This is a genomic window from Caldivirga sp., from assembly GCF_023256255.1.
In the GTDB taxonomy this organism is placed as follows: Archaea; Thermoproteota; Thermoprotei; order Thermoproteales; family Thermocladiaceae; genus Caldivirga.
Genome location: NZ_JAGDXD010000009.1, coordinates 15041 through 28341, shown reverse-complemented (window position 1 = coordinate 28341; position 13301 = coordinate 15041). Strand labels below are relative to the sequence as shown.

Annotated in this window: 13 protein-coding genes, 1 tRNA gene and 1 pseudogene; 8 read left to right on the top strand and 7 right to left on the bottom strand. The window is 42.3% G+C overall.

The window, feature by feature from the left end; translation table 11 throughout:
* The 3 genes from Q0C29_RS01300 to Q0C29_RS01290 all read right to left on the bottom strand — a co-directional run bounded on the left by Q0C29_RS01300 (position 1) and on the right by Q0C29_RS01290 (position 2319).
* Entirely contained in the window at positions 1-690 is a 690-nt protein-coding gene (locus Q0C29_RS01300; RefSeq protein WP_291998853.1) for a DUF47 domain-containing protein, read from the bottom strand.
* Between the two features lie 52 nt (positions 691-742).
* Positions 743-834: transfer RNA gene (locus Q0C29_RS01295), tRNA-Val, on the bottom strand.
* Between the two features lie 279 nt (positions 835-1113).
* Positions 1114-2319 carry a PLP-dependent aminotransferase family protein gene (locus Q0C29_RS01290; RefSeq protein WP_291998852.1) on the bottom strand — a complete coding sequence of 402 codons (1206 nt, stop codon included), beginning with the start codon at positions 2317-2319 and terminating at the stop codon, positions 1114-1116.
* A gap of 374 nt (positions 2320-2693) precedes the next feature.
* Here Q0C29_RS01290 and Q0C29_RS01285 point away from each other — a divergent pair, with 374 nt between their 5' ends.
* From Q0C29_RS01285 to Q0C29_RS10810, 5 genes and pseudogenes are all read left to right on the top strand, one after another.
* Positions 2694-4133: a transposase gene (locus Q0C29_RS01285; protein ID WP_291998851.1), complete on the top strand. Its 1440-nt coding sequence runs from the start codon at positions 2694-2696 to the stop codon at positions 4131-4133.
* A gap of 107 nt (positions 4134-4240) precedes the next feature.
* Entirely contained in the window at positions 4241-4843 is a 603-nt protein-coding gene (locus Q0C29_RS01280) for a GTP-dependent dephospho-CoA kinase family protein (protein ID WP_291998850.1), read from the top strand.
* The gene (locus tag Q0C29_RS01275; protein ID WP_291998849.1) at positions 4782-5417 is read left to right on the top strand and encodes a dihydrofolate reductase family protein; all 636 of its coding nucleotides are present in this window, start codon (positions 4782-4784) and stop codon (positions 5415-5417) included. The genes Q0C29_RS01280 and Q0C29_RS01275 overlap by 62 nt, the downstream gene beginning before the upstream one ends.
* 44 nt (positions 5418-5461) lie before the next feature.
* Positions 5462-6148, top strand: a complete 687-nt coding sequence (locus tag Q0C29_RS01270) for a YkgJ family cysteine cluster protein (protein WP_291998848.1) — start codon at positions 5462-5464, stop codon at positions 6146-6148.
* Positions 6149-6159: 11 nt separating this feature from the next.
* Positions 6160-6416 (top strand): annotated as a pseudogene (locus tag Q0C29_RS10810) (hypothetical protein); the annotation flags it as partial.
* Here the strand turns inward: Q0C29_RS10810 and Q0C29_RS01265 are convergent.
* Positions 6409-7470 carry a sn-glycerol-1-phosphate dehydrogenase gene (locus tag Q0C29_RS01265; RefSeq protein WP_291998847.1) on the bottom strand — a complete coding sequence of 354 codons (1062 nt, stop codon included), beginning with the start codon at positions 7468-7470 and terminating at the stop codon, positions 6409-6411. The pseudogene Q0C29_RS10810 and the gene Q0C29_RS01265 overlap by 8 nt on opposite strands.
* 214 nt (positions 7471-7684) lie before the next feature.
* Positions 7685-9136 carry a proline--tRNA ligase gene (proS, locus tag Q0C29_RS01260; RefSeq protein ID WP_291998905.1) on the bottom strand — a complete coding sequence of 484 codons (1452 nt, stop codon included), beginning with the start codon at positions 9134-9136 and terminating at the stop codon, positions 7685-7687.
* A 195-nt stretch (positions 9137-9331) separates the two neighbouring features.
* Here proS and Q0C29_RS01255 point away from each other — a divergent pair, with 195 nt between their 5' ends.
* Positions 9332-10759 (top strand): TldD/PmbA family protein, encoded by a 1428-nt coding sequence (locus Q0C29_RS01255; RefSeq protein WP_291998846.1) that lies wholly within the window; start codon positions 9332-9334, stop codon positions 10757-10759.
* On the opposite strand, the gene Q0C29_RS01250 is transcribed toward Q0C29_RS01255, so the two are convergent.
* Positions 10734-11303, bottom strand: a complete 570-nt coding sequence (locus tag Q0C29_RS01250; protein ID WP_291998845.1) for an XTP/dITP diphosphatase — start codon at positions 11301-11303, stop codon at positions 10734-10736. The two genes, Q0C29_RS01255 and Q0C29_RS01250, sit on opposite strands and share 26 nt — an antisense overlap.
* Positions 11304-11376: 73 nt before the next feature.
* Here Q0C29_RS01250 and Q0C29_RS01245 point away from each other — a divergent pair, with 73 nt between their 5' ends.
* Positions 11377-11664, top strand: coding sequence for a transcriptional regulator (locus Q0C29_RS01245; RefSeq protein ID WP_291998844.1), 288 nt, complete (start codon positions 11377-11379; stop codon positions 11662-11664).
* A gap of 301 nt (positions 11665-11965) precedes the next feature.
* Complete coding sequence (locus tag Q0C29_RS01240; protein WP_291998843.1) at positions 11966-12979, top strand: sodium:calcium antiporter; 1014 nt, start codon at positions 11966-11968, stop codon at positions 12977-12979.
* Here the strand turns inward: Q0C29_RS01240 and Q0C29_RS01235 are convergent.
* Positions 12962-13249 (bottom strand): acylphosphatase, encoded by a 288-nt coding sequence (locus Q0C29_RS01235; RefSeq protein ID WP_291998842.1) that lies wholly within the window; start codon positions 13247-13249, stop codon positions 12962-12964. The two genes, Q0C29_RS01240 and Q0C29_RS01235, sit on opposite strands and share 18 nt — an antisense overlap.
* Between the last annotated feature and the right edge of the window lie 52 nt (positions 13250-13301).

The window sequence follows — 13301 nt, the reverse complement described above, 5'->3', positions numbered from 1 at the left end:
TTAAGCACCTAGGCTCATTAATATTGTGGAAGTTAAGTACGCCGCATCCTTGGTTATGTCAATTATGTCATCAAGCGTGAAGACTATGTGGAGTAGACTCATGAACTCAATGTATGAAACCTCCTTGGCAAGTTCATAAAGCTTATCAACAAGCCTATCCTTAGCTTCATCAACCTCATCCTCTAATTTGCTTATTATTAAAACATGACTCCTTATCTTATTCCAATCCCCACCACTGGCTATTGTAGATGCCAGATTAATGAACTCCTCCACACCCCTCCTATCAACCATTAGGAGTTCAACAACATCCTCTGAGAGAACCTTCTTAACTTCAGGGCTAACGCAAATACTCATAGCCCTCCTAACCTCCCTGGAGAGTATGTGAACCCTATCTAAGATATCATCAACCTTACCTATGAGTATCTCCACATCACCCATTATAGGGGTAGCTATTGCACCGGTTGAAACCTCCTGGGAAAGCATCCTACTAATTTCATCACCCTGATTCTCAAGTACACTAACCTCAACCTCAGCCTCCTTGACCTTAATAAAATCACCACTCCTTAATGCACCCTCAATAATGTCTAAGGCCTTAAGCGTTAACCTAGCATGCCCACTAAGCTCGCTAAATAACTCTACCTCACCCTTAATGAAGGGATTAAGTAACCTAGATAAGACACCGTGAGGCACAGTAAGGTAAGGTTAAGTAACTTAAAAACATTATGGAAACATTATTACAAAGTGGGCCCGCCGGGACTCGAACCCGGGATCTCCCGCGTTCCCAGATACAGCACCCGTGAGGCGGGCATCCTAACCAAGCTAGACTACGGGCCCTTCCTTAAACCTTCAAGACTGTGTTCTTTTAATTTTTTACTGCATTACCTTAAGAGAAAAATAATCAAGTTAATAACCCCTCTAATTTCCCGCAATTGCGCCATTCCACTAATGAGCTTAGAATACCTGCATAACTTCACCTTAACATCAGAATTTTTAGGTACATTAAATGTATGCTTAATGTCGAGACGTTAAGTATTAATTTAGCGTTACGCCATTAGGATTTGAATCTATAGGTTGGAGGTATTGAAATACTGGGTTTAATGAGTAATTGTGCCTTCATCCTCCCCTATACTCCTCTATGGCTAGTGCTAGCCTTCTAACACCATCATATATCTGGTCTACTGATGGGTATGTGAAGTTTAGCCTCATATCATTATGTACATCCTCATCAGGATAGAAGGATTTACCTGGCACGTATGCAACCTTGTACTTCCTTATTGCTAAGTTAAGCATATCCTCAGTCTTAACATTACCGGGGATGGTAACCCATATGAACATTCCCCCACTGGGCTTAGTCCATGAAACACCCCTTGGCATGTATTTAGATAATGCATCCAGCATTGCGTCTCTCTTAACCTTATACGTCTCCTTTATCTTAGATATGTACCTATCCACTATGCCTCTCCTCAATAATTCATAGGCTATGTATTGACTCAGGGTTGGGGTATGTAGGTTCATTGCTTGCTTAGCTATGGATAACCAATTCACTACATCCTGGTTGGCTGCAACCCAACCTAACCTAATGCCTGGGGCTATTATCTTACTGAAGGTTGAAGTGTACACAACCCTATCCTCCTTATCAAGGGCCTTCAGGGGTGTTGTATCAACAGGGTCAAAGGTGAAGTAACTGTATGGGTTATCCTCAAGAACCATTAAATCATACTTACTGGCTAATTCAAGCAATGCCTTCCTCCTATCAAGACTCATCATTACACCAGTGGGGTTTTGGCAAATGGGTATAGTGTATATGAACTTTATCTTAGCTCCATCACTCTTAAGTCTCTTAATGGTGTCCTCAAGTTTATCAATTATTAAACCATCATTATCCATGTCGACACCGATTATTCTAGCCCTATAAACCCTAAAGGCCTGTAAGGCGGCAAGGTAAGTTGGCTTCTCGGTTAATATTACGTCACCTGGATCTATGAAGACCCTCGCCATGAGCTCGAGGGCCTCTTGGCTACCCACTGTGGGTAGTATTAATGAGGCATCAGTCTTAATGCCCTGCTTAGCCATGAACTTAGCTAACTCATCCTTAAGCTCATCAACACCCTCAGTCTTACCGTATTGAAGAGCCCTTAAGCCGTAATTGTTCACAACATACTTGGCTACTTCAGAATACTCATTGAGGGGTAATTGAGATAAGTCTGGTAAGCCGCCGCCAAAGGATATTACGTCGGCTGTAGCCCATTTAAGGAGCTCCCTTATGTCACTGGCCTTCATGTGGTTAGTCCTCTCTGAGAGCAAGTCCTTCACATTCATTAAGCATACCTACACCTCTGAACGTATAAAAGTTTCCTAACCTATAACTACAGTGCCTTACCATGCTGACTGCTTCCTGCCTTAATGAGCGGGGGTTAGCTTCACTGGGGTTTTTCTTTCATGGCTTAAATGCTCCTTAAAGGGTTAACATTATTGCCTATTCCTACCATGAATACATAATGATGCATGGCTCATTACCCATTAAGCCCAACCTTAATGCTGAAACGAAAACATTCAAGGGGTTTAAAACTCATCTCTAAACCCAAAGGGACGAAATCTCTCAGTAGATTTCGCATGATAAAACGAACGACAAACCTCGCCCCTTCTAGGGGGCGGGGTAAAAGCTTAAATATTAAAAACCCCAATTTTCTCTCGTGGCACCCTCCTCTGGTCAACTCCTTAAGGATGAGGAGCGGGAGCCGACTCTTACTCCCGCAATACCAGAGGAGGGTGCCTACGAAGTCGAGTTCTCAAATAAAAGGACAAATGTGGTACGTCTTCTACCAAACGGTTTTCAGGAAAGGAAGTTGAGAAAGTTAGCAGACATCTCGGCGAAATTATTCAATGAGATTAATTATGAGAGGAGAAGGCAATTCTTCCGTGGTGAAGAAGTAGATTTTAGGGGAACGTGGAATAAGTATTATGAGAAGTACAAAACCAAACTAGGTGTTAATGCACAAGCAGTACTTCAAAAGAACAACGAGGCATGGAACTCATTCTTTTTCTTGCTAAAGTTGAAGAAGCAAGGAAAACTGCCTCCGCATATGAAGAAAGTATCCCCACCTGGATATTGGAAGGATAGAGAAATAGGTAGAAGGAAACTAATTCTAGTAGTAAGACAAGACCGTTATGAAGTAGACGAACAGAGACATCTACTAATTCTCAAGGACTTTAATATGGAAATAGAGTTCGTAGGTAGGTTGAAATGGTACGGTAAACAAGGAAGGTTAGAAATAATTTACGACGAAGATACGAACAAATGGTATGCCCACATACCAGTTGAGGTTGGTGTAGAAGAAACTAGAAATGGAAAGAAGTCAAAATATATTATACACGGTGAAAGGAGGAGTATACAAGTTGAATCCCCAAAGGGAAATAAAATAGCTTCAATAGATTTGGGTATTAATAACCTAGCGAGTGTCGTAGTTAATGATGGCACATGGTTGCTTTACAAGGGTATTAGAGCAAAAGAAGACTACTTCTACTTCCAAAAGAAGATAAGTAAGATTCAATCGTTAGCTGACAGAGTTAAAAACTTAGGTGAATATGGAGCATACGAGGAATTATTAAGAGAGAAAAGAAGATTATTTAAGAAACTAACTAGGAGATTACTTCACTTATACAGAAACCTGGCATCTCACTTAATTAAGACACTTCACGAACTTGGTGTTTCAACTATCTACTTAGGCTATCCTTACAATATTACACAAGAGAAGGGTAACAAGTTTACGGTAAATATGTGGTCTTATCGCAAATTAATGGATGTTATCGAACTTAAGGCACAGGAATACGGCATGAAAGTGTTTGAGGTTGTCGAATACAACACTTCTAAATTCTGCGCCTATCATAACGTTGAGGTAAAGAGATATCCTAGAGGTATAATTAACTGTCCTGAAGGACATAAGCTACACAGCGACTTAAACGGCGCATTAAATATAATGAAGAAGGCTGTAGGTATAATAGTTTCAACAATTAAAAAACCATCATCGTTTATTGTAGACCATAACAGAGTAGCACCCGTAAAGGGGTGTAACCCCCAAGACCTCGGGGAACCCCCGCCCTTAAGGGCGGGGAGGAGGTCAGTTTACTCTTGAGCTATTCCTTTTAATTTAGCCATGAACTTAACTATTTCATTTAGCGGCTGCGGAAAATACTAGGGAGTAAAGCTTATAGGGTGCTTAATGTACGTGGAATCATCAATATGAGTAAAGCCAATTGCCCTAGGTTAGTTCTCAGAAGTAAACGCGCGAGGGCGTTAATGGCATTACCCTTCGCAATATCTATACCTAGGGATCCCCCGGATTCAATAATGATTGCTAAGGAATTGTTCAATGACCTTAAATTAAGTGTAATAGCCACTGTTGGTGATGTGGTTTCATTTAATGTCACCACCTACTGGAGAAGACCTGACTTAAGGATTATTGATCTAAACACAAGGAGGGGCACGGTTGTTCAGCATAGTGATATTGACGGTATAGTGTATAGGGTTAAGAATGAGAGGAGCACATTGGTCTACGAGTCATTCAGCATTTTGAGGAGTGCTTATGCCAATGTACTTTCTGGTAATAGGGTGACTGTTATTGTTGATGGTGAGGAGGATTTACTGGCAATACCAGCAGTCCTTGAAGCGCCCAGTAATACTGGAGTATTATATGGTCTTTATACAGGCTACTTGGTACTAATACCTGCAGTAAATGAATATAAGATTTTAATGCTTAAGCTGTTAACCCTACTAGATCAAGATGAATGTGAAACCCTATGTAATTGCAATAGCGTCAATAACTATGGATGGAAAAATAGCTAACCCCTACGTTAGGAGCAGGTTCACGTGCAGGTATGACTTGGAGAGGCTATTTAAGGCTAGGGATGAGGTTGATGCAACAATAGTGGGGGCTCAGACTGTGATTGATGTTGATGGAACATACACGCCTAAGACTGGTAAGCAGATACTTAGAGTGCTCATAGATGGCGCCTTCAGGGTCCCCTTAGAGTCAAAGTTCCTAAGCTCACCTGCACCAGTCCTAATCGCGGTTACTGAGAGGGCTCCAAGGGCTAAGATAGAGCTTGCCAGGAAAGCCGGAATGGAAGTTATGGAATTCGATAAGCAGGTTGATGTTGAGGTATTACTTGGGAAGCTTGCTGAAAGAGGCATTAAGAAGGTTCTAGTGGAGGGTGGTGGTGTGGTTTACTGGCAATTCTTCACCAAGAACCTCATAGATGAGGTTAGGTTAACAATAGCCCCCTTCATGCTGGGTAAGGGCACAAGCTTCCTAGAGGGTGATTCGTTGAAAATTGAGCAATCCCCAAGGTTTAAGCCTGTTAAATGGTACTTATGTGAATGCGGTAAGGAGGTTGTAATTCATTACACTAGGGAGTAGGGGTTAAAAACCCTATTTAAACTCCCCTTTAAAAGTGATCCATAGTGTCGTTTGTGTTTAAGTGTATACCTAATTGTGGCCTATGCTGTAGGTTAAGCCCAGTAACAGTACTACCTCATGAGGTTTACTTAATACAGGATGAAGCTGAGGAATTAGGGGTTGAGGTTAGGTTTAAGACTGGGTATACTGTGGTTGATTTAAATAATAAAGTTACCTTGGCTTTATCATACCTAATGCTCCTTAATGATGACAATAAGTGTCCATTCCTCAGTAACAATAAGTGCCTGGTTCATGATAAGTATAAGCCTCTAACCTGCCGTGCTTACCCATACTTACCAAGAATAATAAGGTATTCCATTGATAGATTAAATAAGGTAATAGACTTTGAGGTTAAGTACGCAGCATCAACAGTATGCCCAGTGGTTAAGCAAGGCTTAAGTAATGGAATATTAATTAAGCTAAGCTCCGACTTAAACCTAGCTAGCCAAGTATTTGCTAATGAATTCCCAGCAGCATTAGAGATGGTGGAGGCTAGGAAAATATACTCAAACTATTTAACATACCTATGGAGGATTGGGGAAATAGACCTAGCTGAGGATGATGGAACCTACAATTACCCTATCGTGAACTCCTTCTGGTTCATAAGGAGGTACTACCCGAATCTAACAGTTAATGATATAGTGAACATGAGTAAGGCAGGTAAGGGAAGAAGCATAAACATCGGGGTCTAGGGTAGCTGAGGGGTTATGGTTTGATTACTGATTTTGATTCTAATAGTGATGGGTTGAGTGTTGTAGCAATAAATAATAAGGGTAAGGTTATTACTACTAAGACGTTTTGGTGTTCAGATGTTACTAGACCAAGTCTTGATTAATCCGAAGAATGCTACTAATTTTGAGGGGCATGATAAGGTAATGAAAGAAGAAGAGTTTCAACAAGCATACAGCCCACTCAATAGCACTAATAGGATTAAAAGAAACCAAGCTAATAATTACGTGATTACGCCCGTCTGCTCCAAGGCCTCCTCAGCAGCCTCCCTAGTTAGGCCGTTCGAACCGAGTATAGTGTATCTGTCAGGCCTAATCTTGTGGGCATTCATGAGTGCTTCAATTACTAGTTCCCTATCATACCCAAGTTCCCTAAAGCTTGTTGGTAAACCAAGTACCTTCATTATTTTGATCACCCTCCTCCAATTAGCCCCATGTAGGTAAAGCATAACCACTGAGCTTAATGCGACCTGCATACCATGCATCACTTGCTTTACTCCATGTTCCCTAGCCAGTAGGTCTAGGGAATGACTGAAGAGGTGCTCAGACCCACTGCATGGTCTTGTACTACCCGCTATAGCCATTGCAACTCCACAGCCTAATAATGCCTTAACCACTATCCTGGTTTCCTCTTCACCATGCTTCTTCAACTTATTTACATTATTCATTATTATCATGTGGCTTGATAAGGCTAACATAGCTGCTGATTCACTGTAATCCTCTCCCCTAATCCTATGGCCAAGTTTCCAATCCATTAAAGCCACCTTCTTACCCAATAATTCCCCAATGCCGGAGAGGAGGAATACCCTAGGTGCCTCAGCCACTATGCCCGTATCCACTATTATTGCCAGTGGGGTTTTCTTAACCTTACCCATACCTAGCTTACTTAAATCATCCTGCATTAGGAATGAAATATAAGGTGACGCTATACCATCATGGCTAGCCACGGTTGGAATTGAAATCAAATGCTTACTAAGCCTATAAGCTATAACCTTACTAACATCAATAACCCTACCTCCACCTACACCAGCTATGAAGTCTACATCGGAGAAGGCGCCCATGCCCTTTACCATATCGCTAAGTTCAATTTCATCATCGCTAATTATTTGGCAGTCGACGCATTGCTCGCTAATCTTAGAAGCAATATGCCTACTATGAATGTGGCCTGTTATGATGAGACCCCTCCTTAATCCAAGGTAAGTAAGCACCTCGGAAACCTTAGTTATGGCGTTAGGCCCAAAAACAACTTGCCTTGGGACTTCAAACAGCTCCAAGCCCTTAACCACAAAAGCAACAGCCCTAGCGCCCTTTATAACTGTACTTTAAATCATCAATCCTTCAGATTGAGGGAAGTTAAACTCAAGATTTTAGAGAATGATGAAGGAGACCTCATGAGACTTAGGAATACTTTATGCCCCCACAGTAAAGGATGGGGATTGAAGACTAGGAAAGTGGAAACAGAACCTTACCTTATTAACTACTTTGGTTTAACAATAATGCCTAGTACCTCCTGGATAATCTAAGCCAATACTCAGCCTTCTTATCACCACAGGCAGCGTCACGAAGGTCACTTGGGGTATCGTTAATGTCAAGCGGTATGCCTAATGCATCAGATTCGGTGAGTTCCATTATTCTTTTACCGCACTCATCATCACCACTCCATGGGACTTCCACCACCCCACCCTCATTAAGGATTGCCTTAGCCTCACTTACACTACTACTCCTCTTAACGCGGCTCCTCAACCACTCCCACGCTGATTTACGCATATTATCCTCTATCGCATTCATCAAATCCTTCACGGCCTCAACTACATTATTCCTTGGTACATTGTACTTCTCGAAGGTATCCCTCCTAGTTAACGTGACAACATTATCCTTAACGTCACTTGGTCCCACCTCTAGCCTAATGGGGATCCCCTTAAGTTCCCAATAGTAGAACTTCCAACCCGGCGTCTTATCCCTCCTATCATCAACGTGAACCCTCACGTTAGCGTTAAGTAACTCACTGCTCACATTCTTAACATACTCTAACACTGCCTGATCCTCACCATACATTATTGGCACCACTACTACTTGAATTGGGGCGTACCTTGGGGGTAGTAGTAATCCTCTGTCATCACCATGGAAAGTCAATAATGATGCTATTACCCTCTCGGATATACCGTAGCTAGTGGTGTGGACGTAGTGCATTTGCCCATCCTTACCCAGGTACTTGACGTCAAAGACCCTTGAGAAGTTTTCACCAAGGTAATGAACAGTGCCTATTTGCATGGTCTTACCGTCAGGCATTATGGTGTCGAAGGCTATTGTGTAAACGGCACCAGCAAACTTATCCCACTCAGGTCTCCTGCTTATTAAATACGGTATGCATAATTCATCGAAAATCCTTCTATATATGCCTACGGCCTCCTTAATCTGCCTTTCAGCATCCTCCCTATCAACATGAGCTGTGTGGGCCTCCTTAAACATTGAGATTTCCCTAAGCCTAATCATGGGGTGAGTCATCTTTGTCTCTGCACGGAAGACGCTGGCTATTTGATACACCCTCAGTGGTAAATCCGTGTGGTCCCTAATCCAAAGCTTAAACATCGGCATCATGGCTGTTTCACTAGTAGGCCTCAACACTAGACGCTCCTCACCACTAGTGCCCTTACTAACCCAGAATACTTCATTCTCAAAACCCCTAATGTGCTCACTCTCCTTTGAGAAGAATTCATAAGGTATGAATACGGGGAATATTACTTCCTGATGCCCTGTCTCATCATGTAGGCGGCGTATTAACGCCTCAACACTACGCCTAATTGCAACGCCATATGGTCTCCATATGTAGGCTCCCTTAACAGGATACCTATAATCATATACCTCAGCATCCATTATTACCTTATTAAACCACTCAATGAACGAGGCCCACTTACTCCTAGGCCTCTCCTGAGGCCCCCTGACCACCTTCAGGTTAACTGTGGCAATACAAATCCCCCGTGGTTATTTCTTCAGGTTTTATAAACATAAGCTTAAGCAGCGTGTACTCAACATGCTTTAATGCAGTACTTTAAGCCGCGGCAATAGTCATCATAGTTATGAATAATGGTTATTTCAAGTAGTTTGAAGAGGACGAATAATTAAAAGCCGCAACTGCGTACTGAACTTATGGAGGATGAGTTAAGGGGACTTTTAGATAAGGCCCTTAGTTTAGGTGCATCATACGCTGAGGTTAGGTACCAGGCTGATTCCGAGAGGAGTGTTAGGGTTAGGAATGGTGTACTGGAGAGGGTGTCAACTGACTCTACGGAGGGGTATTCAGTTAGGGTGCTTTACAAAGGGGCCTGGGGTTTTTCTTCAGGGCCAAGGCCATCAATTGAGCTTGCTGAAACAGCCTTTAAAATGGCTAAGGCAGCCTCCACACTAAGGCGTAGGGAGGTTTCACTAGCCCCCAGTGAATTAATGTCATTGAAATATGATGTTGTTGAGAAGACTAGGCTTAGTGATATTCAAATGGAGGATGCGGTGAAGTACTTAGTGGACTTGGATAAGGTGGTTAGCGTGGATAAGAGGTTGTCCGTTAGGATGCTTAGCCTAAGCATGATGGAGACTAGGAAAACTATAGTTAACAGTGAAGGTGTCTTAGTGGAAAGTAGGGTTCCTAGGCTTGAATTATTCATGGTGATTATGGCCCATGACCCGAGTAAGGGCCTTAGTCAACAAAGAAGTGAACAGTACGGTGGTAGTGGTGGTTGGGAATTAATCAAGGCACTCCGCATAGAGGATGATGCTAAGAGGAACGCGGAAACACTAGTTAAAATTATTGATAATGCAAAGCCAATTAAAAGCGAGGAGAAACTGGACATAGTTTTCTCACCTGAATTAGCCGGAATATTTACCCATGAGTCCATAGGGCACCCTAGCGAATTAGATAGAATAATGGGTAGGGAAGGAGCTGAGGCTGGTGAATCATACATGAAGCCCAGTGATTTAGGGAATTTGAGGATTGGAAGTGAGTACGTTACCATAATTGATGACCCAACAATACCGAATAGTTACGGTTACTACCTGGTTGATGAGGAGGGGGTTAAGGCTAGGCCAAGGATCCTCGTTAATAAAGGCGTCATTAATGAATTCCTAATGAACAGGGAATACGCATCATACATTGGCGCACGCAGTAGTGCCGCGGCCAGGGCAAGTGAATTCAATAGGGAGCCAATACCTAGAATGGCTAACACTTACTTAGCTCCAGGTGACTGGAAGCCTGATGAGATAATTAGGGAAACTAGGAATGGGCTATACTTCGTATCCTACCAGGAATGGAATATTGATGACAGGAGGTGGTTCGGTAGGTATGGTGGATTAGAGGCGTATAGGATTACTAACGGTGAATTAGGTGAATTAGTTTTAATGCCTTATGTTGAGTTAACCACTAAGGCGCTTTGGAGTAGTGTTGATGCTGTTGCCAATGACCTATCCTTCAATGCTGGCACTTGCGGCAAAGGTAACCCAATGCAGGGTGTACCCGTATGGTTCGGTGGTGTAACCTTTAGGGTTAAGAATATTCTGGTTAAGCCCCCTGTCCTAAATCAGTAATCCTAGTTAAGTAGCCGGCTAGGTTATTGAAAGCCCGTGACCTATGCGATAGCTTATTCTTAAGTTCCTCACCCATTTCTGAAAACGTTAAATCATAACCATCAGGTATGAATACTGGATCATACCCAAAGCCACCACTACCCCTCGGCTCCTCACTTAACCTACCTTTAACAATACCTGTAAACAACTTAACCTCATTATTTATGCATAAGCCTACAACGGACTTGAAGTACGCACTCCTGTTTACTGAACCCTGAAGAAGCCTCAATAAGCCCCTTAACCCTATTGTCCTGTAAACGTACTCTGAGTAGGGCCCAGGGAAGCCATTGAGGGAATCCACGAATAAGCCATCATCCTCAACCACAAGCCAATTAACGCAATTTAACCTAAGGGCATAAGTAACTATCTCCTCTAGACTATCACTCTGTATTTCAACCTTATTAATCGCATTCTCCATGATTATTCCAATACCATACTGTGAAAGTATTGAGCTAGCCTCCTTTACCTTATGCTGATTCCTAGTTACGAACCTTAAGATTACCACAATAGGCCCTTAATCAATGGGGAAATATACCTTACTACAGTAATACTTATTAATGCCTAGTTCCTATTCGCTAATGCGTAAGGACACTACAGTAGGTGTTGCATTAATGGTAGTCGGCGTGGTGGTAATAGTGGCTTACGGTTGGCTAGTCTTCGCCACCCCATGGTGGCGTTTAATTCTTCAATTAACAGGCTTCATAGCTGTTGCAGCAGTATTCGGTATACTGGCGTGGATAGGATACGCGTTAGCAACTACACCGCCACCAAAACCCATTGAGGAGATTGAAAAGGAGATCCAGGAGGAGTTGCAGAAGCTTCAAGAGGAGGAGAAGAAGCAGGAGAGTAATAAGGGGTCATCTTAACCACAGTCCCTCGCCTCATCATTAAAATGAAAATCATCTTAATAATTGTCTAAGCTTCCACTAATGTATTAGTGCACTAAGATCATTCCAGTGCCATAATCTCCCTGAAACTACCTTAGCTGACTTCATTTTTGATTGCAGTAATTTGGGAGTGAATTTTGCAATGCGTCATAATGCCAAAAGGCTTTAAGCATTCGTTGCTAATAAGCAATTAGCTTTAACTAACTTGGCTTAAGTACTAAATTTCCTTAACCTTACTCTTAGGTTTAATTTAAATAATGCTGTGTAATTTGCTTTATGAATGGGGATAATGGTCTTAATTACGTGGATTACTATTGGAGTGGCCTTAACATTTGCCGGTGGTTTACTGTTCACTAATGCCTTAGAGTACATAGGTGGGAGGTCAAGGATCGGTGAGTCATTTGTTGGAGCCATCATATCACCTATCTTCACCTCAACGCCTGAGTTAATTGTGTTCGCGGTGGCGCTTTACCTATATGGTGGGGAATCTGGGCAGGATATTGGGATTGGGACGGTAATGGGTGAACCCTTCATGATTTCTACGGTAGTTTTCCCATTAATCTTCCTCTTCGTATTCATAGGTAAGTTCCTGGGAACTAGAGATGACGTGGTACTTGAGGTTAATAAGGAATTGATAATCCCTTACCTACTCTTCACCGCGCTTTACCCAACCATACTACTACCGGCTTTAATAAGTAGTGTTATTGTGAAGTGGACTGTGGCGCTATTGCTAATCCTAACTTACATAATTTACGTAAAGATTATGTACTCCTTTCAAGGATTAGCTATTGAGGATTACGAGGAACCATACTTATCTCTAGTGGTTAACATACATGGGTATAGGCATGCATTAGCATTCACTCAAGTGGTTTTAGCCCTTATTACTTTAATAATTGGCTCAAGATTAATGGTTCACGCCATTGATGAGGCCGCTAGGTTACTTTCAATTGATGCATTATCGTTAACAATAGTGGTGGTACCGTTGGCCACTGTCCTGCCTGAGTCAATAACTGCAGTGATATGGGTGCTTAAGAATAGGGACACCATGGCTGTAGCGGCGTTGGTGGGTGAGAAGGTTCTTTACTCCACAATATACCCAGCATTAGGCTTACTTCTAACTCACTGGAGGTTAACATTAGGTGCATTAGTAAGTGTAATTATGGTTGAAGTCATTTCAATCATAATAATTTACCACATAGTGAGGAGGAGACTAACCCCTGATGTAGCCATACTGGGTTTAATAGGCTACGTGGTTTACGTAATGCTTGTGTTCCACTTAATCATACCTTATTGAAAAGTCCACGAAATCCTCAGCACCTTCATAGGGCTCCACCTCCACATTATCAACAACAGCCGCAGGTGGACCCTTCTTGGCAAGCCTTATTAACTCATTCACACTATCCTCCGGGCCACTTACCACTATCTCAACGGATTCACCATCAGGTAGATTCCTAACGTAGCCTGTTAGGCCAAGTGCAGTGGCATGACGCCTAATGAATGATCTAAAGCCCACCCCCTGCACGATGCCCCTAACTACTATTCTTAACTTAACCCTACCCCTCATAGCTCAGTTTAAGCTTAATTAATGGTGTGCTTAAAACAATTACCTCACATTC

Excerpts from the sequence above, each read along its gene's own strand:
- Q0C29_RS01290 (WP_291998852.1), bottom strand. The coding sequence starts at position 2,319 with ATGAATGTGAAGGACTTGCTCTCAGAGAGGACTAACCACATGAAGGCC.
- Q0C29_RS01280 (WP_291998850.1), top strand. The coding sequence starts at position 4,241 with ATGAGTAAAGCCAATTGCCCTAGGTTAGTTCTCAGAAGTAAACGCGCG.
- Q0C29_RS01275 (WP_291998849.1), top strand. The coding sequence starts at position 4,782 with ATGAATGTGAAACCCTATGTAATTGCAATAGCGTCAATAACTATGGAT.
- Q0C29_RS01255 (WP_291998846.1), top strand. The coding sequence starts at position 9,332 with ATGGAGGATGAGTTAAGGGGACTTTTAGATAAGGCCCTTAGTTTAGGT.
- Q0C29_RS01245 (WP_291998844.1), top strand. The coding sequence starts at position 11,377 with ATGCGTAAGGACACTACAGTAGGTGTTGCATTAATGGTAGTCGGCGTG.
- Q0C29_RS01240 (WP_291998843.1), top strand. The coding sequence starts at position 11,966 with ATGGGGATAATGGTCTTAATTACGTGGATTACTATTGGAGTGGCCTTA.
- Q0C29_RS01235 (WP_291998842.1), bottom strand. The coding sequence starts at position 13,249 with ATGAGGGGTAGGGTTAAGTTAAGAATAGTAGTTAGGGGCATCGTGCAG.